At 39.9% G+C, this 20350-nt stretch carries 18 protein-coding genes; 5 read left to right on the top strand and 13 right to left on the bottom strand.

Annotated elements, in window-relative coordinates; translation table 11 throughout:
• Window positions 1-4 precede the first annotated feature (4 nt).
• Window positions 5-1759, top strand: a complete 1755-nt coding sequence (locus F909_RS16790) for a hypothetical protein (RefSeq protein ID WP_005145954.1) — start codon at window positions 5-7, stop codon at window positions 1757-1759.
• The gene (locus F909_RS16795; protein ID WP_005145951.1) at window positions 1741-3834 is read left to right on the top strand and encodes an EAL domain-containing protein; all 2094 of its coding nucleotides are present in this window, start codon (window positions 1741-1743) and stop codon (window positions 3832-3834) included. Before F909_RS16790 ends, F909_RS16795 begins: the two co-directional genes overlap by 19 nt.
• Window positions 3835-3923: 89 nt before the next feature.
• On the opposite strand, the gene rpmE is transcribed toward F909_RS16795, so the two are convergent.
• The 4 genes from rpmE to F909_RS16815 all read right to left on the bottom strand — a co-directional run bounded on the left by rpmE (window position 3924) and on the right by F909_RS16815 (window position 8029).
• Window positions 3924-4148, bottom strand: a complete 225-nt coding sequence (gene rpmE, locus F909_RS16800) for a 50S ribosomal protein L31 (protein ID WP_005145945.1) — start codon at window positions 4146-4148, stop codon at window positions 3924-3926.
• Between the two features lie 198 nt (window positions 4149-4346).
• Window positions 4347-5315, bottom strand: coding sequence for a bile acid:sodium symporter family protein (locus tag F909_RS16805; RefSeq protein ID WP_005145942.1), 969 nt, complete (start codon window positions 5313-5315; stop codon window positions 4347-4349).
• Window positions 5316-5450: 135 nt separating this feature from the next.
• Entirely contained in the window at window positions 5451-5852 is a 402-nt protein-coding gene (gene gloA, locus F909_RS16810) for a lactoylglutathione lyase (RefSeq protein ID WP_005145940.1), read from the bottom strand.
• 2 nt (window positions 5853-5854) lie between these two features.
• Complete coding sequence (locus F909_RS16815; protein WP_005145938.1) at window positions 5855-8029, bottom strand: AmpG family muropeptide MFS transporter; 2175 nt, start codon at window positions 8027-8029, stop codon at window positions 5855-5857.
• Between the two features lie 187 nt (window positions 8030-8216).
• Between F909_RS16815 and F909_RS16820 the strand changes: the two genes are divergently transcribed.
• Entirely contained in the window at window positions 8217-10847 is a 2631-nt protein-coding gene (locus F909_RS16820; RefSeq protein ID WP_005145936.1) for a Lon protease family protein, read from the top strand.
• Between the two features lie 40 nt (window positions 10848-10887).
• Here the strand turns inward: F909_RS16820 and F909_RS16825 are convergent, their stop codons facing one another.
• From F909_RS16825 to surE, 3 genes are all read right to left on the bottom strand, one after another.
• Window positions 10888-11817: a LysR family transcriptional regulator gene (locus F909_RS16825; RefSeq protein ID WP_005145929.1), complete on the bottom strand. Its 930-nt coding sequence runs from the start codon at window positions 11815-11817 to the stop codon at window positions 10888-10890.
• A gap of 138 nt (window positions 11818-11955) precedes the next feature.
• A complete protein-coding gene (locus F909_RS16830) occupies window positions 11956-12780 on the bottom strand; it encodes a peptidoglycan DD-metalloendopeptidase family protein (protein WP_005145927.1) in 825 nt (274 codons plus the stop codon).
• Window positions 12781-12890: 110 nt separating this feature from the next.
• Window positions 12891-13661 carry a 5'/3'-nucleotidase SurE gene (gene surE / locus F909_RS16835; RefSeq protein WP_005145925.1) on the bottom strand — a complete coding sequence of 257 codons (771 nt, stop codon included), beginning with the start codon at window positions 13659-13661 and terminating at the stop codon, window positions 12891-12893.
• A 155-nt stretch (window positions 13662-13816) separates the two neighbouring features.
• Here surE and F909_RS16840 point away from each other — a divergent pair, with 155 nt between their 5' ends.
• Together F909_RS16840 and F909_RS16845 are read left to right on the top strand one after the other, a co-directional pair.
• The gene (locus F909_RS16840) at window positions 13817-15037 is read left to right on the top strand and encodes a tyrosine-type recombinase/integrase (protein ID WP_005145924.1); all 1221 of its coding nucleotides are present in this window, start codon (window positions 13817-13819) and stop codon (window positions 15035-15037) included.
• Window positions 15034-15258, top strand: a complete 225-nt coding sequence (locus F909_RS16845) for a hypothetical protein (RefSeq protein WP_005145923.1) — start codon at window positions 15034-15036, stop codon at window positions 15256-15258. Before F909_RS16840 ends, F909_RS16845 begins: the two co-directional genes overlap by 4 nt.
• Window positions 15259-15395: 137 nt before the next feature.
• On the opposite strand, the gene F909_RS16850 is transcribed toward F909_RS16845, so the two are convergent.
• The 6 genes from F909_RS16850 to F909_RS16870 all read right to left on the bottom strand — a co-directional run bounded on the left by F909_RS16850 (window position 15396) and on the right by F909_RS16870 (window position 20344).
• Complete coding sequence (locus F909_RS16850; RefSeq protein WP_005145921.1) at window positions 15396-15845, bottom strand: lysozyme; 450 nt, start codon at window positions 15843-15845, stop codon at window positions 15396-15398.
• A complete protein-coding gene (locus F909_RS16855) occupies window positions 15842-16237 on the bottom strand; it encodes a hypothetical protein (RefSeq protein ID WP_005145920.1) in 396 nt (131 codons plus the stop codon). The genes F909_RS16850 and F909_RS16855 overlap by 4 nt, the downstream gene beginning before the upstream one ends.
• 64 nt (window positions 16238-16301) lie before the next feature.
• Window positions 16302-17033, bottom strand: coding sequence for a leucine-rich repeat protein (locus F909_RS20500; RefSeq protein ID WP_005145919.1), 732 nt, complete (start codon window positions 17031-17033; stop codon window positions 16302-16304).
• The gene (locus F909_RS16860) at window positions 17033-19939 is read right to left on the bottom strand and encodes a phage tail protein (RefSeq protein WP_005145918.1); all 2907 of its coding nucleotides are present in this window, start codon (window positions 19937-19939) and stop codon (window positions 17033-17035) included. Before F909_RS16860 ends, F909_RS20500 begins: the two co-directional genes overlap by 1 nt.
• Entirely contained in the window at window positions 19923-20102 is a 180-nt protein-coding gene (locus tag F909_RS16865) for a hypothetical protein (protein WP_228129386.1), read from the bottom strand. Before F909_RS16865 ends, F909_RS16860 begins: the two co-directional genes overlap by 17 nt.
• Window positions 20103-20110: 8 nt before the next feature.
• Window positions 20111-20344, bottom strand: a complete 234-nt coding sequence (locus tag F909_RS16870) for a hypothetical protein (protein WP_005145915.1) — start codon at window positions 20342-20344, stop codon at window positions 20111-20113.
• Between the last annotated feature and the right edge of the window lie 6 nt (window positions 20345-20350).

Genomic DNA, 20350 nt, shown 5'->3' with positions numbered 1-20350 from the left:
CACAATGATGAATAATGCTTTTTCGGATATTTTTCAAATTCCAACAGTCTTAAGACGGGACAAACTTAGCTTTTGTGATACCAATTCTAAAAGTCTCAATGAGTGGATATCAAATCTGTCCATTATGCAGTTAGGTGATACCTCCAAAGCACTGTTTGCGGCTCTGCTAGAGCTGAGTGAATTAGAATGTTCGGAAACTTTACGTTTTGACTTGGTTCAGGTTCTGCATCCGACTATTGAAAACGTGCTGGGCAGCCTAGAAAAAAACTTTTTTAATCAGGGCGTGATTAGTTCTGATCGTAATGAACATATCATTGAACTCGCAATGTTATTGCGTTGCTACTTCGCTGCAATCTACATCAATATTGTGCGTCGAAGTAATGACCAGCTTGATCAGCAAAAGTTTTCTATTTTCGCTTTGAATCAAAAGAAAAATCTGCAAACAGCAAGAACCTTGGCCACATTTCAATCGTTACAGCAATTAACCCAACTTCTCTATCAGCAACATATGTTGTATAGCGAGCCAGTTGCTGGACAATGGTTAATTGCTCATCAGCTCTATGATGCAGCAGTAACTCATAAATATCAGCATACCAACTTAGATCAGTCTCAAGGCAAACCAAGTGCGATTACCAATATTACGCAGGCCTATGCCCAGTTGATTTTGATGGATATTTTTAATACCAATCAAATTCGTCAATCTGAAATACAGGCATTGTTCCAGTGTAGTTTTGACTGGGCGAAAATGGTTCAGATTTTGGCAAAGGAAACTGATCTCACCAAATATGTGGTAGATACCACCAAAGATCATCCACCTATTTATAATAAGAAACAAAGTTCTGGCTTCAATCCGAACATTTTTATTAGCACACATAGTTTGTTGGATCATGTCACAGCCACGCTGCATAAAAATGCAGAATATATTTCTAAAAATGAAAAAATCTATTTAACGCCAGCACTGAAATTTCATGTGCAAACCATTTTAGGTACAACCGCAGAACGTCGCCATGAGCGTTATGAATATTCAGCACAACTGCACATCTGCTTTGGTCTGCTCACTGCCCACTTCTATTTATCTAAAGCTAAAAACTTTTCCGAGACTTTGTTGTTAGACCACGGTTATGGTCTGCAAAACGAATCCAAGTTCATGTCGGCTTGGGATAAAAAGAGCACTACAGACAATCAAGAATCAGCCATCCAGCGTTTAAGCCGTGAAAGCAAAGCTGTTTACCAAGCAGATATACTCGATATCAGTGTAAACGGTTATCGTATTAAATGGTCAGGAGAAGCACCGAAAAACCTAAGAACAGGCGAATATATTTTAGTTAAAGAAACATCACATGGGCACTGGCGTGGAGGAGTAATTCGTTGGCTTAAACAATCGAGCGAGAAAAGTTTAGAACTTGGTTTAGAGGTATTGGCACAGGAAATTTTCCCTTGTGCTGTGCGCTTACAGGCGGATCGACATATCAGCAATTATCATCCAACACTTTTATTAAAAAACCAAAATTTGGATGAAACAAAAACAACCTTAATTTTACCAGGTTCACAAATTTTTAGAGAACACCAAGCTGTTCATTTAAGATTGGGGAAAGAGGAAGTCAAAGTGTATTTATTAAACGCACAATTAATTACCCAGAGTTTTGTTCAATTTGAGTTTGAACTGCTAAATGATGAGGAACTCCCTGTTCTTCAAAAATATATGGCACAAAAAAATATGGACACAATTGATCAAGATTTATGGGAAGCATTAAAGTGAGAAATTCTTTACTCTCTAAGAAACTCAAACGGACGGAAACCCGTTTACTGATTATTGATGATAATCAATTACGTTATAATCAAATTTCAGCGATTTTTACGGCACAAGACCATCAAATTCAAGCGACATTGCTAGATGATCTTAAAACATTTGAAAAACAGCTAAACTTACCCTGGGATATTGTTATTTTTGGTCGTGCTTATGATCTGAAAATTGAACAAACACTGTCCCTAATTCAGGCATCATCACAGCCGAGCCTACCTGTACTGCTATTAGAACCAGATGACTATAATGCTGATCAATATCAGACTTATATTCATAAAGGCATCTATGATGTATTAAATCTTAAGTCTCCAGAAAAATTCTATATCAGCATCGTTCGTGCGCTGTCTTATAGCCGCCTAGTACAAGCTGAACATCGTTTATTAAATGAATTAGAAGCGGCACAGTCTCAGGCACAGTCTTTGGTTGCTGAAAGCCATAAAGCGGTTGCTATTTTACAAGAAGGCATTCATATCAATGTGAATGCTGAATATGCCAATTTGTTCGGTTTCACCAGTACCGATGAACTGATTGGTTTACCTATTCTGGATGTGTTACAACCAGAGGACTTAAGCCAATTTAAGCTTCGGTTTAAAAAGATTTCTCAAGGGCAATTTGAGCATGGTAGTTTTGAACTGCGTACCCAAAATGCAACTGTAAAAAATAATCCATTACATCTTGAATTTTTGCCGTCAGGGAATGAAGAAGAAATTCAACTTAATATTGAATGTGGTACGCCCTCTCAAACGACAGCTGCGACACCAGCATTAGTAGTTTCTGCTGAAAAAGTATCAAATTTAAATACCGCTTTACAACAGATTAATCGGCAACTCACCAATCACCCTGCAAATGCCAATGCAGTGGTATTGTTTAGCTTGAGTAGCTGCCCAAATGAAGTCTTCCAAACAGATTGGCGTGGAAGCAAAGCTTATTTTTCCAATATTCAGAACTTTATCAAAGAACAGGTAAATGCCCCTGTTTATCAGGTTGATAGTGCGATATATGTGGCTTTATTTCAGGCTGAATCAAAGAATGTCTTAAACTCGCTTCTGATTGGCTTGAACAGCTTGCAGAAACCACAACTGCTAGTGGCCGCACAGCATACTTTCCCCTTGCACCTGAAATTGGGTTATTGTGAGCTTGCACAAGCAATTCCAGATGAGACACACTTTGAACAAGTTCTCACCAAAGCATTTGTACAAGGATTGCCAGTCTTTAATACGCCAAAACTTGATGCGGATATTGGTCTCACCACAGAACATATTCCAACAGCAGTTCAATTAACCTTATTACAAGGGCTGAAACAGAAACTTGATACAGGCGATATTCATCTTAAATATCAACAGCTCTATGATAAACAAGATCAGCATACGCATACTTATGAAGTTTCTGGCGGGTTTATTTTTGACAATCAATGGCAGGATTTAAGTGATCTTGGTGATCTGAAGGATGACCCTGAATTATCCATTCAGCTTGATCGTTGGATACTGGTTGAAGCTTGCAAGCAATTGCACAATTTCATTACTCAATATCCAAAAGCCAAATTGATTGTAAACCTCAATCACCATGTGCTTTTGAATGATAAGAAGTTGCCTGAATTGGTTGCTAAGTTACTGACCATTATTGGCAGCAAACAAGCACATCCATTGATTTTGCAATTCTCAGAACAAGCACTTCAACAGAACTTATCTCAAGCACAGCCACAAATTGCCTTACTCCGTCAACACGGCGCAGAAATCTCGATCCGTGGTTTTGGTGATTCCTTATATAGCGACACCATGTTACAACAAATCGATGTTCAATATTTGAGCTTGCATAGCAAACTTACTAAGATGCTGAGCTCAGATAAGGACATGGCAACATTACAAGAGAAAATCCTGCACTTTATTGGGCAAAAGTCAGTCGAAATTTTCTTGATGGAGCTTAATGATATGAATCTATTTGCAAATGCATGGAATGTAGAAGCTCGCTACCTACAAGGTAACTATTTCCAGAAAAAACTTGATCGTTTAACTGATGTGCAGGATCAATAAAAATCCTCTCCAACTCTCCTTTTCAAAAGGAGGGAGAGTTAGAGAGCACAAAAAAAACGGGCATATTGCCCGTTTTTTCTTTCTTGATATTAACGTTTGATAGAACGTGACATACCAGAGAAACGTTGTTTGAATTTGTCGATACGGCCGCCAGTGTCTACATTCTTTTGTTTACCAGTATAGAATGGGTGGCAAGCTGAACATACGTCAAGGTAAATCGTTTCTTTACCAAGAGCAGATTTAGTTTCGATTACGTTACCACATGAACAAGTAGCAACTAAGTTTTCGTATTTAGGGTGAATATCGGCGCGCATGCTCGATGCTCCTATTAGTAAGAAAGGCTTAAGCTGTTATCGCAATTGATCACTCTCAAAACGAGGAAAGCAAAGTGTTTGCACACTTGCAGATCAACACCACAACAGACCATTTCTTTTGACTCACCGAGACTCTAACGGTCAGAGCAAAGCCAACAAGTGGCGAGTATTATACGCCAAAGAATTAAATTTTGCGAACTATTCCTGCTTGGATTTTGCCCAATGATTCGCAATCACACCACATACCATTAACTGAATTTGATGAAAAATCATAATTGGCAGCACAATCATACCCAAAGGTTGCCCAATAAATAGAATTTGTGCCATTGGCACCCCACTTGCCAGTGTTTTCTTTGAACTGCAAAAAAAGATCGTCACCTGATCAGCCCGATTAAAGCCTAACCATTTTGGTACATACAAAGCAAGCAGCATAACAATGGTTAATAACACTGAACACGCAAGCACTAAATACAACAAGGTTAATCCACTGACTTGATGCCACAGACCTGCAACTACAGCACTACTAAATGCGCCATACACCACCATTAAGATCGAGCCCTGATCAAATGCTTTGACGATACTAGGGACTTTGACCATATATGGAAAAACATAAGGACGTAATAATTGCCCAAGAACAAATGGGACAAGCAACAATAAAGTAATTTGGATAATCGATTTGGTTGGGTCAAAACCATGCTGACTTTGACCTAAGATAAAATAACTCACCAAAATCGGGGTAATAAACATACCAATGATATTGGAGAAAGAAGCACTACAGACAGCAGCTGCTACATTACCCTTGGCCATAGAGGTAAATGCAATTGAGGATTGTACTGTTGAGGGCAAGAAACACATAAACAGAAAACCCCAATACAAGGGCTGGCCTAACAGAGGTTCCAAGACAGGCCTAGCGAGTAGCCCAATGACAGGGAAAATGGCGAAAGTAAAAGCAAACACCAACGCATGCATTTTCCAATGCATCATTCCTTCAAGCACCGCTTCACGGGACAGTTTCGCACCATGTAAGAAGAAAAGTATTGCGATTGCGACGGTGGTTAGAATATTAAAATAATGTGCAATTTGCCCCGAAACTGGAAAAAACGTCGCCAGTATTACCATGGTAACCAACAGTATGGTAAAGCGATCCAATGCCAATAATTTCAACATAACTTATCCCTATCTATTCTCTAAGAACTATAAAGCCCAGCATGACTTGTTGACCATTTGATCGAACATCATACTGGGCTCTATAAATAAAGCTAGGGCTTTAGATAAGAAATCTTGGGCTTATTTGACCAAAGATTAATTATTGTAGGCATCCTGATCTTGTTGAATAAGTTCAACTTTGTAACCATCTGGATCTTCAACAAAAGCAATCACCGTAACGCCACCTTTCATTGGACCTGCTTCACGTACAACTTTACCGCCACGCGCCTTAATGTCTTCACATGCTTTATAAGCATCTTCAACACCAATCGCAATGTGACCATAGGCATTGCCGAGCTCATAGCTAGTTGTGTCCCAGTTATGGGTAAGCTCAAGCACAGTGTTGCTTTTCTCATCGCCATAGCCAACAAAAGCCAATGTAAAACGCCCTTCTTCATAATCACGTTGGCGTAGCAATTTCATACCAAGTACCTCAGTGTAGAACGTTAAAGATTGTTCTAAATTACCTACTCGTAGCATCGTATGTAACATGCGCATAATTATTCACCTGTCTGTTGAGTTGTTTGGTTTTCATGGTCGCGTAAAAGCTTCGCAACCCAAACCACGAGAATTAAAATTGGAATGCCAATTAAAGTTGTCATTAAAAAGAAATTTGGATAACCGATATTGCTGACGATTGTTCCCGAATATCCACCCAACAATTTAGGCGTGAGCGTCATGAGAGAACTGAAAATCGCATATTGAACTGCTGTAAATGATACACTGGTTAAGCTGGACAAGAAGGCGATAAATGCCGCACCAGCAAGACCAGAGGCCAAATTATCCACAATAATGGCTAAATACAACCATAAAGAGCTATAGCTTTTAATCACCTTGCCAGAAAGCTCGACTGTCCCTTGTTGAGCAGGATCAATCACAGCAATCGGTTGAATATCTACATTGAGCGCTGTTTCAGCATGGGATGCTGTATCAATACGATATTGTCGTGTTGCTAACAATTGGTTCACAGCACTGCTTTTTAAGTTTGCTACAGCTGTAATGGTTTTAGTTGGTGATGCCTGTAAAATTTTGCCATCGATAACGCCACTAAATAAACCCTGTTGATCTAGCTTCGCCACAAACTCCTGACCGTCTAAGCGTAAGATCACTGGACGTTCAGCATCTAAATCTTCAGGCTTAATATTCGCGAGCTGTCCTTTAATCACCAAACTTTGTTTTAACTCTTTTGCTGTGAGTTGATCATCACCACTCATTGGTAACAATTGAATCTGAGGCTGTTCCGAGCTGATTAAATACGGTACTGCCAATTGAATTTTAGAATCGGCTTGGTTTTGATATTGGGTGCTCACCTGAACTGAATCTGCCTTTAACAACGCTTCATTCGGTACATGTAACTTCCAATACCCCACCTCATCGGTCTGAACTTGATAATGCTGATCACCAACTTGTACTTCTACTTGATCGAGTGGCTTACCCGATTTTACCAAACCGATAAAAATCAAATTGGTCGAGCTGGCTAAGACTGCACCGACAAACATCAATTTCATAATGTTCATGCGTTGTGCCAACAAGCCACCTAAGAAACCGCCTACCAGGCTAAATAGCACGCCGTAAATCTTAACGGCTTCCGCAATCTGTTCCTTACTAAAGTTTAGATCTTGATAGAACACATTGGAAATTACCCCTGCAATAATATCAGAGATACGGAAGAAACCGATCAGTAGCAATAAAACCAAGGCCAGTTTAACGCCGTAGCGCTTAAAGAAATCTAAAATCGGTGCAACCCATGTTTCTTTAGCCATTTGCTGATTTACAACACCAGTCTTAACTAACCCAAAACCAACCAGTAAAGCTGTAGCTGTAGCCGTCAAAAAGCGTAGTGCTTCTAAACCAAATAATGCAGCTGTGTCCTTAATTCCTGCTGACTTTGCGATTGCATCAGTGACATTGCCTGAATAAATATAACTGATAACAAACGTTGCAACAGCAATAAAAAATACAAAGACCAAGCGATAATAGTCAGTGGTTTTATAGTGTTTATAAACACGATTTACTTGTGGCTCACGAACGCACAAAGTGGTGATAATCCCGACCACCATCACGGCTGCCATGGTTAAATAGGTATATTTCCAAGCTTCGTAGATGTAGTTCCCTTTTGCTGTGCCCAAATAGGCAGCCAAAAACAGCGCACCAGCACCAGCAACGATCATCCCAATACGATAACCCGCATTGTAGGTCGAAGCCAAAACGGTTTGCATTTCAGTTTCGGCCAGTTCAATACGGTAGGCATCAATAACAATATCCTGAGTCGCTGCCGAAAAGCCCAACAGTACAGCACCAACCGCCATCTGGATTAAATAGCTTTGACCCAAAGATGGATCAGAAAATGCCATGATACAAATCGCACAAATAATTAAACATTGTGCAATGAGCAACCAAGCACGGCGACGACCTAAACTCTTGGTTAAAAATGGAACCGGCAATTCGTCAATTAAAGGCGCCCAAACAAATTTAAAAGAATAACCGAGTGCAGCCCAACTAAAGAAAGTGACCGCACTTTTATCGATTCCAGCCTCGCCTAACCACAAAGATAGGCTAGAAAAAATCAATAAAATTGGAATCCCCGCAGAGAAACCAAGAAATAACATAATTAGAGCACGGCGATCTAAAAATGCTTTAAATGCAGATGCCCAACTAGAGGCTTGAGTTGTCATTGGTTATTATTTTCCATGAACATGCGTGAATGTGCTTATTCAATCGTTTCTTGTCCTTGCTTGCAAGTTGCTTTATGCAACCATTCTTTTGTTTTGTCGATAAAAAACACAAGTTCGCTTGATCTTTAGACCTAAAACTGTATACCTTTAATTACTCAACTTTAGTTTAATTTGTTGGACAGCAACAGTGACCCAAAAACTCGATCAAATGACGGCAACAACTTTATCATTAACACCAACAAACACTATTACTGCAAACCTTAATTCATTACCTAGCGCTTTTGAGCAGACGGACATACAACCAACACTGACTAAAACTGCATTACGTGCAGAGCAACTGACTCATATTCCAGATTTAGCTGAGATACCAAGCTCAACAAAACGGATTAAACCGCTCAATAATTTTTTAGGGCAAGATCGAGCCCGCGCCTCAGTTGAAGCTGGAATATCTTTACCTTATTCAGGTTATAACATTTTTGCTGTAGGAACGGCAGGACTTGGTAAACGCACCATGATTAAGCGTTTGCTTCAGCAACACGCCAAAACCATGCCGACTCCGAATGATTGGGTATATGTTAATAACTTCAAAAATCCAAGACAGCCCATTGCACTCCGCTTTCCAGCTGGACAAGGCACTAAATTTCAAAATGCCTTGCAACAAGCATGGCAAATCATTTTAAAACAGTTAGAACGTCGCTTTAGTGCAGAAAGCTACCACAATCGTATCGAACGTATTCGTCAAGATACTGGAGATGTACAACAGCAAGCTTTAGTTGAACTCACCAAAGAAGGTGAAGAAATCAATTTAAAATTGATTTCTCGTAATGACAAACATGTATTTATTCCAATACAACTCAAAGAGAATGAATATCATGAATTAACTCAAAATGAGTTGAATGCCCTACCAAGCAAAGAGCGTACAGAAATCAACTCCAATATCCGCTATATGGAGAAAAAGCTTGAACGCTTAGGCCTACATCTAGGTGATTTAGAAGATGATGCGCGTGATCGAGTTTCAAGCTTAAATCGTGACATTGCAACACAAGTGGTGATGCCACGTATTGAGTCAATACTCAATAAAAACAAAGAGGTCAGCGGATTAGAACTGTTCCTAAAGCATTATGCTGAAGATATTATTGATAATGTTGAGCTAATCTTAGAGCAAGAGGAAGATGATTTTACCCCAGCGTTATTTAACCGTGTTCCTTCACGTTATCAAGCCAATGTGATCATTGCCAACAAACCGAATAGTGGTGCACCTGTCATTTTTGAAGATTTTCCAACGCACTACAACCTCTTAGGTCATGTTGAACAACTCACCCATAACGGCACAATTACCACCGATTTCACCTTGATTCGCCCTGGTTCTTTACATCAAGCCAACGGCGGCTTTTTAATGCTTGAAGCTGAACAGCTACTTGAGCAGCCTTATGCATGGCAGGGTTTAAAACGTGCCTTAAAATCAGGGCAACTTAAGCTTTCATCACTCGAACATATGCTAACCTTAACTGGCAGTATCTCGATTGAACCTGCTTCTGTTCCTTTAGATATTAAAGTGATCCTACTGGCGGAGCCTGAGATTTATTATGAAATTTTAGAGCTTGAACCAGAGTTAGGTAGCGTCTTTAAAATCCGCGCTGACTTCACCGATACATTACAACGTAATGACAGTAATGAACAAGCGTATATGCAGTTGATCGCTGATTATGTTCAGGCTGACAAGTTACTTCCTTTCGATCGCTCCGCACTTGCAGCGTTACTGACGGATTCAAGTCGTCAAGCCGAAGATCAAAGTTCATTATCACTACATGCCTCGACACTAGGTGATTTAATTCGTGAAGCCCATCATCATGCCTTTAAAGCAGATGACAAAATCGTTATCGATCAGCACGTAAATCAAGCACTGCATCATCGTCAATATCGTCTAGGCTATTTACGTGAGCTATATTGGCAAGATCTGTCTCGTGGTACCCAGTTGATTGAAACTTCAGGACATCGCCTAGGTCAAATCAATGCCCTTTCTGTGATCCACTATGCCGATGTAGAGTTTGGTCTCCCTTCCCGCCTGACTGCATCTGTATATCAAGGTGGCGGCGATATCTTAGACATTGAGCGAAGTGTTGAGTTGGGTGGTTCATTGCATGCAAAAGGTGTTTTGCTCATGTCCAGCTTCTTAAAAGCACATTTCGGTCGTGAACAAATACTACACTTCTCTGCGGCTTTAGCATTTGAGCAAAGTTACGGACAGGTCGATGGCGATAGCGCGACGGTTGCGGAGCTCTCCGCCTTGATATCTGCCATCTGCCAAATTCCGATTGATCAATCTTGGGCCATTACTGGTTCGATGAATCAGTTAGGTCAAGTACAACCAATTGGTGGCGTCAATGCTAAGATTGAAGGCTTCTATGATGCATGTAAGCTGCAAGGCTTAACTGGTAAACAAGGGGTGATTATTCCACGTCAAAACATGCAACACTTGATGTTACGCCAAGATGTGATTGACGCTGTACAAGCTGGCCAGTTTCATGTCCATGCCATTGATACCATTGATCAAGCTTTAGAGATTCTCATGGCACGTCCCGTCGGAACTCTAGACAAGAAAGGACGCTACAGCAAGAACTCAATCTACGCTGCGGTCATGGAACAACTTGAGTATTGGCAAGCCATCGAAGACGGTGAAGCAGTTGAAGATGATGAACCAAAGAAAAAGAAAAAGCGTAAGAAAGCCAAAAAAGAAACTGCTGAAGCAAAAGTCTCAGAAGAAACTGCTGTTGAAGCAAAAAGCTTAAAATCTCTTAAACAAAAGAAAAAGAGATAAAAGAAAAAGCCATGTTCCTTAGGGAGCATGGCTTTTTTTGTTAGGCTACGCCCTGTAAGGAACGCCCACCTGGCAACTGAGCAAAATATTGTTTCAACGCATCAATACAACGATGCACTTTCATTGGGTATTGTTCACGCTTAGACGTTAATGCATGCAAGGTATACGCGGGTAGTTGCCAATCAGGTAAAACTTCAACCAACGAACCACTCACCAATTCTTTCTGAATATCCATATACAAAATACGTGCGATACCATGACCTTGCTGACATAGAGATTTTGCCACGAAGACATTATTGGTGCCTAAACGTGATTTCATGTCGATATTCACCACTTCACCACTGATGCCATGACGGAATGCAAAATGTTGATAGCCTTGCATCAAGGTGATTGGCAGTAATTCATGATGACGCAAGTCTTCAGGACGTGTAATCGGCTGTGCTTGATTTAGATAACTTGGTGAAGCAACCAATACTTGATCGACTCGCGCTAAAGGTACAGCAGTCAGTTGATGATCATCTACTTTTAAGCTCATGCGAATCGCAATATCAATGCGTTCTTCAATTAAATCGATATAACGGTGATCGGCTTCAAAATGAATTGCCAAGCCTTTATGCGCTGACATCCAATGAGAAAGTGCAGGAATCACGTGTAAAGCACCCAATTCAGGCGTAGTTGCAATACGCAAATCACCGACCAGATCATCACGTAATTCATTAATTCTGATTTTGCCACGTTCCGCCGCAGCTAACATTTCTTGGCAACTTAAGAAGAATGCTTGTCCAGCCTCAGTAAGGCTGAGTTTGCGAGTTGAACGATGAAGTAAAGTAACATCCATTTCTTGTTCTAAAGAACGGATTTGTTGACTGACCGCACTGGTTGTAATCCCCAAGTCTCTTGCAGCACCGCTAAAAGAGCTTTTTTCGACAACACAGGCAAAAACCCCCATTGCACGCAATTGATCTAGCATAGACTTCCCTCTTACCCTTAATTTATTAATATGCTTATTGTTCTAATGAAAGCAATCTAATTTGAGTATACAAGGAAGTCTATTTATGCACTAGAGGATTATTAATAAATAATTGAAATATTGTTAATAATCCTAGGGTTAATTTGGTAAAACCGTGACAGGGTTCACAGGTTTTCCATCTAAGCGGACTTGGAACTCCATCATAACGCGTGAAGCGCCCGAAGAACCCATTTCTGCAATTTTCTGACCAGCAGTCACATTATCACCACTCTTCACCAGCATTTTGCTGTTATGTGCATATGCAGTGATATAGCCATCGATATGTTTGACCAAGACCAAATTGCCATATTCTTTTAAGCCATCCGCAGCATAGACTACTTGCCCGTTTGCAGCTGCAAAAATTGGATCACCTTCGTTACCACCATAACGAGTTCCCTTCACATTACTTGCCACGTTAAAGGTTTGGATAATTGGGCCGTTCGACGGTTTCACCCAACGTAAGCTTGAAGCGAGCGTCGATGATGGATTCACAGGCACGGTTGGAACGACAGGACGTGGGATCACAGGCTGTGTTTTTGGTGGAACAGGCTGCTGCGTTGGTAAATTAATGCTTTGACGCTGAATAGGTGCGGTTTGCGCCATGCTTTGTGTTGAGGTTGTACGTTGAGCAACAGAACCCTTTAAACGCAAAGATTGATTCACATAAATTCGATAAGGCGCAGCGATATCATTGAGTGCAGCTACATCTAAATAGTTCAAACCATAGCGGTTTGAAATTGCACTTAAAGTATCACCTGAACGAACAGTATAGTAATTTGGTGCTTGCACAGAACGTGTGCCACCATGCACTTGCGGTTTAGATGCACACCCTGTCATCACTGTCACTGTTGCAACCGCTATAGACAAAACGATTGTTTTAATCATCTTCTGTGATAGAAAAACCGAGACATGGTTTAAGTGCATCTTCGCCCTCATCGAAAAAACCTTAATATATTTGCGCCTAAGAGTATCAAAAAAGTGAGAAAAAACGAGTTCTCACCTCTGATATTCACAAAGTTATAACATTCAAACGCCTAACCATTTACATGAGCATGCAAATTTTCCAGTACTGCATAGTTAGTCGCATCCATTTGGATAGGCGTAATACTGACATAACCATTCGAAACTGCAAAAAAATCAGACTGGATATCACTCGATACGGCTTGTGGATCAGTAATCGCTTCACCGGCCAATCCAATCCAATACACTTGACGACCACGCGGATCAACATGACTACTAATTGGCTTTGATTGTGCACGACGCCCCTGATAGGTGACCTGTGCCCCTTTGATCTGTTCCACATCTGGAATATTAATATTAAAGATATGACGCGGTGGCAAAACAGGCAAACCTTTGGCAATAAAATCATGAACCCATTGTGCAGCAACTGCATAATGTTGCGGATGCTCATAAGCGCGTACATTTGATCCAGCTAGTGATACAGCAATTGCTGGATGCTTCATCAAGCGTCCTTCAAAAGCGGCACCTACAGTACCTGAATATAAAACATCATCACCCAGATTGGCACCACTATTAATTCCACTGACCACCAGATCAAACTCAAAATCAAATAGTCCATTCATGGATAAATAGACACAATCAGCAGGTGTGCCATTCACAGCCCAAACATCTTCAGAGATTTGTATAGGTCGCAATGGGCGATCTAGCGTTAAAGCACTCGAATAACCACTTCGTTCACTTTCAGGTGCAACCACCACCACGCGACCCAATGGCTTTAACGCTTGGGCCAAAGCTTGTAGTCCTGGTGCGAACACACCATCATCATTTGCTATTAAAATATTCACTTTAGTCTTCTTAAATCTATATCAGTCTGCTTTATCTTCCTTTCCTCTTTATTTCACAGCAACTTTAATCTACTTTAGTCTGTATTGTTATGAACTAATCTGTCAATAAAACGGGTATAGTCACGGGTAACGAAAAACACTGGACGGGTAATCTAATGCTTTCTGACACTAAAATAAAATCATTAAAGCCAACTGAAAAAATGTATAGAGTGCTGGACGCTGAAAGACTATACATTGAAGTACGCCCTTCTGGAAAGAAGGTATGGAGATTGAAATACACCTTAAATGGTAAAGAAGGAACAATTAGCCTTGGTGAATACCCAGTTGTCTCTTTGGCTGAGGCTAGAAAAAAGAAAGATGAGACTAAAACCTTGCTCAAAGATGGAATTAACCCATCAGAAGATAAGAGGAATAAAAAACAAGAGAACTTAGCAGCCCATGGGAATACCTTCAAAGCAGTCGCTGAAGAGTACATCTTAGATCAAATGAAGTATAAGGGTGAGGATTACATAGCTCAGTTTAAGAGGTCTATGAATAAAGATATATACAAAGAGATAGGCCACAAACCAGTAAGAACAGTAAACTCCGCAGATGTGTTAAAGATTATAAAAAATACAATAGAACGAGTTAGGAAACTTGGGCATTACGGAACTGGTGAATCAGCTGCCAATCAAAACCGCCGATTTATAGGCCTAGTTATGAAATATGCAATCGTAACTCTTCGCGCTGATACAGACCCCACCTATGCAGTAAAAAATGCAATTGAATCACCAGAAACAGAACATGCTCGCCCACTCGAAAAAGACGAACGTGTTAAACTTATGGTTCGCCTAAGCTTATATGGCGGAACAAGAACTGTTAGCAATGCTTGCCTTGCAATGATGTATTCCATGCTGCGAGCTTCTGAAATTCGCAGAATGCAGTGGTCTTTTGTAGACTTTGAAGAAAAGATAGTTAAATTCCCTAAAGCCTCTAGACGTAGACAACAAGAACGAAGTAACAAAAAAAATCATATACACATTGTTCCTATGTCTGAACAATTATATAACCTACTTAAAGAGCAATATGATATTTGTGGTGATCAAACCTTTGTATTTTCTGCACCATTCAAGACAAATGAAATGCTGGCAAGGACCACACTTAATAGAGCTCTTGTGTTTATAGGGTTGCCAGAGGTAACTACTCATGATTTTAGGGCTACAGCTTCCACTCTACTAAATGAAAAGGGCTATAAGCCTGACTGGATCAATAAACAGCTTGCCCATGTTGAAGAAAATAAAACTAGAGCCACATATAATCATGCAAAATATTTAGAAAGCCGCAGAAAGATGCTTCAAGACTGGGCTGACATTGTTGATAGTTGGGGTGAGAAATGAGGTATTTCTACATAAAGAAAGGCAAGCAATATTTGCATATCCAGCAATCACTGTTTGAAGATTATCAGGACTATTCAGATATCAATGGGATGATTACTCAACAGTATGTATTTCTTGACTCCAAAGATGAAGCCATTAAGTTTTTAGAAAAACGAGAAGTTGATTATTTTATGGTGACACGTGGTCGAAGATTGAAAGGCGTAGATATTGTGCGGGAGTGATGCTTGCTAATGTTGCACACACTGCAAGCAAACACTGATTGAGACGTTTGTTTTAATGCTATGAGCTGTGCATCCTGAAAATAATAGACACAGCACTGTGACAAGCGAAGCAATTTTTGATCGTTGGCACATATAAGTTACTTCTTTAGAAAGAGTGCTCGTTCGGCAGCTCTGCGTCGAGTTAGGCCATTCAACACCTTCCCCTTAGCTTTATTCCATCTTGGGAATTGATCAGCAGCACCCTGATAGTCTTTAGTATTCAACTTTTTAAGAAGTGTTGATGATGTAAAGTTGCCTGACCCAATGTTGTAGACAAGACTGACAAGCGCATCAAACTGATTCTGAGATAGTGGCACTTTAACAAGGTTATTCACAGATGCTTCAAATCGTTTTAGATCGTGTGCGAAGTAAGACTTTGCTTGTTCTAATGTGCATGTGTCACCTTTCTTTACCTTCACACCATTTGGATAAACTGTTGTTCCGATGCCAATCGTCCAGACACCCACTCCGTCATCATAGGATTGGAGGCGTGTCCCCTCAAAACTTGCTATAAGATCAAGACCTACATAACTAGTTGTTTTGCTCATGTCTCACCACCTGATATATCATTCTTTGCTTTCTTGATTTCTTTGATCACTTCTACAATCGTTTTGCCTTCTTGCTTGTCAATAAAGTTGAATATCCAGCGGACTAAAGCCCAACCGGGTAACCCACACATAAAGAACAAACCACCAATAGCAAACCAACCCCATGTATCTGTGGCCCATGCATGTAAGGTGAATTTCATAATAATGAAAGACCCACCTGCAAGGCTCGATACCACTGTGCAAATCAACCCTACTGCCCACTCTTGAGGAGACCTTGGCATCCGAGTCATCATCACAACGGCTGCAACCAATGCGACCGCTAAAGTCACCATGATTGCTACCCCATAAAATTTTAAAATTGCTGCAAAACCGCCAGTTGAAACTGGTTCCATTCACTTTTCTCCAGATAATAAAAAAGCCCCGCTTGGGGCTTTGGATTTGTTGTTAAGTAATTTGTTATACGCCAACCATCTTACTTGCATGTGCCGACCAGTTCGATGCTGTTTGATATGCTGATAATGAAGCAACTGGTACTTTAATCACACAGGCAGCCTTAAGGTTTAAGAGGAAACTAGACCCTGCTGTTGGTGGCGTCGCTCTCAAACAATTAATTTCATTACAATTCGAAAATCCTTCAAATGCATTTGCGCCTATGCTTGACAATGATGTACCCAAGGTTATTTTTGTAACCAATGTACAATCCCTGAATCCATATTGCCCAATACTGGTAACACTATTAGGAATTAGTATCTCAGTTAGTTTTGACCAGTTTTGGAATGCTTGATCTGCAATAGTTGTAAGTGTTGTAGCGGGAAGGGTTAAGGATGTAGCATTTACCCATGCTCTGAATGCTGAAGAACCAATGGATGTTGCAGCTTTAATTATCAAACCAGTTGCTGTGTTTCCTAACGACTGTTGTGTTGCATTAAACGCATTGGCTGCAATACTCCCATTAATTTCAGCAGAAAGAGTTATAACTCCAATATTTGCTGGAAAGTTATTCAATGTCCCACTAAATTGAATTACACCACCACCTGTTGTATCAGAAGGAGCAAACAATTCAATTGACTTCGTAGTCCCATCCTTAGCTGCTGTTACAGTAACTTTTTGAGCTGATGTGTAGCTATTGCCACCAAATGAGATATTAAAATCACCATTTACATCAGCAGTACCTGTATAAGTTGCCATTATTCTTGCACCTCGATTGTGATTGTTGATCCTGGTACAGCTTTTCCTTTAATGCTTGTGCCATCCCAACGCATGTTTGCACCTAAACTCTCATCTACTACAGCAGTTACACTTGCCGCAGGTAATGTAGAACCAACAACTTTGTCTTTACTCACTGTTGCTGAAAGGGTCAAACTAACTGCTTCACCAAAAAAACTATGCTCAAATACTTGATAACAATCGTACCCATCTCGGATCGACCATAAACGCAATTTATGCACTTTATTCGGCTTTAAAACAGAATGGTTAATTGTGTATGTATTTGCTGTAATTCCAGAAGCTGAATGCAAAACAGTACCTTCAGAAGAAAGTTCTATTGAGTATGTGACTCCTGTTTCTTTGGTCACACTCCCATCCGTCCACCCTAGAATAGATCCACCTGTTTGCTGAAGACGATTACGATCAACCCATGTCACAACAACATCATTAGAAATGACTAAGTTCTCAATGAAATAAACATCATTAATTTTGATGTTAGCTGGTGGATATGGGCGTATAGGACGCGCATTAATTTCAAGTGGTAGTTCTGGAGCGGAAGCCAAATCTTGTATGCCACTTGGTGTGGTTGTTAAGACCTTGGCTTTGATCAACTCACTTAGAACGTACTGCTCAGAATCATAAGCATTGAAAGCATCATAGAAATAAAAAACCGCATCTTCAAAATGCGGTTTTGGATGAGTATCAAGAGCCCCTCTCTTTACAGTCAGCACCTTAGTTGTTGGGTTATAACCTTGATAAACCATCAACTCTTGATCACAGACAATTAGAGTCCCAACAGCAGCATCTCCAATAGCTGCTACATTTTTCACAGCAAAACTTGTTGTTAAGAAATTAATAGACTGGTCGAGATAACAAGTTGGACAGTAATTTACAATTGAAGCTTGCTGATAACTAGTCGCCACTTTTGTATACAACAACGCATTGATTGAGTTGTTTTGTGGTTTCTTAGAAGCAACCATCAAATACCCAAGATCTGGGTTATTCGCCAACTCAGCATCAACTTGTGTTTGTCCAAAAATCTGAACAGCTTCTAAATAAGGCATTTCAAATACCACACTTAAATTTGGCTGTGGTGGCAATACAATTGATGTGGGTGGATCAACATTGATTTTTGGAAAGGCTGTTGATGAGTATGGAATCACTTCAACCCAGTCCAAAGTTACAGTATTATCGCGCCCGTCTCCTAAGCCAATTTTCATGATTCGCACAGGAATTTCAAGCATGTTCTGATTGGGCCATGTGAGCTTTACAACATCATACTTATTGATCTTTCGCGCTTCATATTTTCCAGTTGTAAAAGTGCCTTTACGAGTTGGAGTTGATAGTTGCTTAAGTTTCCAATTCCCTACTTTTTCAGCATTTTGTCTATTCATAAAATATGGAAAATCTAATGTCTGCGCATTCGCTTCAGATGACATGATTGAACCAATTTCATCAAGAGAGAAAGAAGAATTCTTAATGTTTTGACGATCATAATAATTAACATTTACTGAGTTAATTAGATCATCTGAATTCGCAATTTCAATATTGAAAGACTTGATGTTGCTTTTGTTAAAAACAAAAGCGTTATCCAAATCAAGTAAATCATCACGAAATAAAATAACCTCATATTGACCAGTTTGCCGATTTAATCTAACCCCTGCTTCAATATGGAAACAAAGTTCATCAATTGCATCTTTACAGGTTTTTTCCGTAATAGCCCATGAAATACCAAGATACTCATCGTATATTCGTGAAGCAGCTGCCTTAAAATTCACCTCATTTATCATCGACTCTGGTTTGTTCATTGCTGTGTCGTCAGTGATGATTTCTCTGATTTTATGAATTGGATTTATATCAGTGCCAATATTAACTTCATTAATAAAAGGTTTAGGATAATAAGTTATAGTCTCAATTAATCCAATTGTGTTTGTATAACTTTTCAATTCTTCTGAAGCTTCGTGGTTTATGTGTGGATCAACTTTTATGATTGCGTTTAGGTTCTTGCCCACAAAAACAATATCATATGTATGTCTGTTTATTGCTCCACCAGTAGCTTCATAGAAAACAGAAATTATAAATGCACCTGAAAGCGAAAATTGAGGTACATAACTCGGAGCTAATGGGTAATCACTGGTTAGGAATGTGATTTTTGCTTTATGTAGTGCATAAACATCAAAATCAATATCTACTATTGCGATCATTGGTGGAAAATCTGAATCATTCCATCTTCCTTCTCCATACCATCCACCGGCATCATCTAATTTTGCTTCATTTGATTGCTTAATATGACCATCTTCAGGTTTCCAATCATCATGGCCTTCGTAGTGACTAATCTCATGGCCATCACACTGAATAGCAATTGTTGATTCAAAAATACTGATTTCATCAGCACCATCAATGTATGAACTATCAATTATTTCAGCTTTTGCGTCATACCATTGTGGTGAACAATCATTCTTAATATGAATTCTTTTTACCCAGTAAAGCACCTCTTTCATCATTCCAGACATTGAGACAAGCTGGAAACCTGTTGAGTAGTCAAAACCGCGATATACAATATGCGAGAGAAATGGGAATGAAGAAACTAGCTCACTGTCTTGCTCTGCTAAATATGGGTTTTGACGCAATCCTTCCGGTCGTCCAGTATGGATATCTATAGTGCCAACCCACCCACCTTCCCCCTTATCGCCACCAAAAAGATCAGGCCTATTTACGACAATTGAATTATCACCCTTTTCCAGCTCCTTTATTTCTGTCGGATTATTGAAAATCCATCCACGGTTATCAGGGTTAATATTGATGATGTACTCAATCGGGTTTCCAAGCACAGATTGGACACCAGCCTTATATTTATACCCAACAACTTGACTACTGCTTCCGCCCATTTTGTGCCACCTTTACTACTTGCAATGCCATTGCATCACCCGTTTGAATAAACTTTTCAGCATCTAAGCCATTTATAAGAAAGTCCTGAAAATCCCAACCTTGAGCCAAAAAAAATGCCCGCGTTCCTCGCGAGCACATATTGGCTTTACGTATGTCAGACATGTATATCTTCATTTCTTACCACCCTTGGCTTTTATTGGTGATGAGCTTTCATTTCCTTTCCAAACAATATTTCCATGTAAGTGAGGTGAACCCGCTATATCTGAAAATGAAACCCCTTCATCTGCCAATGACCCGTCAAGTTGCGAAGGTTCTGGGCGATTCTTCTTTTGCATCTTTCGCATTGTGTAGTAAGAATAAACTGCTGAAGCAACAGCTAATACAATAGCAATTATCGCAAACATGAGAAC

The organism is Acinetobacter sp. ANC 3929 (genome assembly GCF_000369405.1).
GTDB lineage: Bacteria > Pseudomonadota > Gammaproteobacteria > Pseudomonadales > Moraxellaceae > Acinetobacter.
This window is presented reverse-complemented; position numbering and strand designations above follow the sequence as displayed.

Excerpts from the sequence above, each read along its gene's own strand:
- F909_RS16790 (WP_005145954.1), top strand. The coding sequence starts at position 5 with ATGATGAATAATGCTTTTTCGGATATTTTTCAAATTCCAACAGTCTTA.
- F909_RS16795 (WP_005145951.1), top strand. The coding sequence starts at position 1,741 with ATGGGAAGCATTAAAGTGAGAAATTCTTTACTCTCTAAGAAACTCAAA.
- rpmE (WP_005145945.1), bottom strand. The coding sequence starts at position 4,148 with ATGCGCGCCGATATTCACCCTAAATACGAAAACTTAGTTGCTACTTGT.
- F909_RS16805 (WP_005145942.1), bottom strand. The coding sequence starts at position 5,315 with ATGTTGAAATTATTGGCATTGGATCGCTTTACCATACTGTTGGTTACC.
- gloA (WP_005145940.1), bottom strand. The coding sequence starts at position 5,852 with ATGCGCATGTTACATACGATGCTACGAGTAGGTAATTTAGAACAATCT.
- F909_RS16815 (WP_005145938.1), bottom strand. The coding sequence starts at position 8,029 with ATGACAACTCAAGCCTCTAGTTGGGCATCTGCATTTAAAGCATTTTTA.
- F909_RS16825 (WP_005145929.1), bottom strand. The coding sequence starts at position 11,817 with ATGCTAGATCAATTGCGTGCAATGGGGGTTTTTGCCTGTGTTGTCGAA.
- F909_RS16830 (WP_005145927.1), bottom strand. The coding sequence starts at position 12,780 with ATGCACTTAAACCATGTCTCGGTTTTTCTATCACAGAAGATGATTAAA.
- F909_RS16840 (WP_005145924.1), top strand. The coding sequence starts at position 13,817 with ATGCTTTCTGACACTAAAATAAAATCATTAAAGCCAACTGAAAAAATG.
- F909_RS16845 (WP_005145923.1), top strand. The coding sequence starts at position 15,034 with ATGAGGTATTTCTACATAAAGAAAGGCAAGCAATATTTGCATATCCAG.
- F909_RS16850 (WP_005145921.1), bottom strand. The coding sequence starts at position 15,845 with ATGAGCAAAACAACTAGTTATGTAGGTCTTGATCTTATAGCAAGTTTT.
- F909_RS16855 (WP_005145920.1), bottom strand. The coding sequence starts at position 16,237 with ATGGAACCAGTTTCAACTGGCGGTTTTGCAGCAATTTTAAAATTTTAT.
- F909_RS20500 (WP_005145919.1), bottom strand. The coding sequence starts at position 17,033 with ATGGCAACTTATACAGGTACTGCTGATGTAAATGGTGATTTTAATATC.
- F909_RS16860 (WP_005145918.1), bottom strand. The coding sequence starts at position 19,939 with ATGGGCGGAAGCAGTAGTCAAGTTGTTGGGTATAAATATAAGGCTGGT.
- F909_RS16865 (WP_228129386.1), bottom strand. The coding sequence starts at position 20,102 with ATGTCTGACATACGTAAAGCCAATATGTGCTCGCGAGGAACGCGGGCA.
- F909_RS16870 (WP_005145915.1), bottom strand. The coding sequence starts at position 20,344 with ATGTTTGCGATAATTGCTATTGTATTAGCTGTTGCTTCAGCAGTTTAT.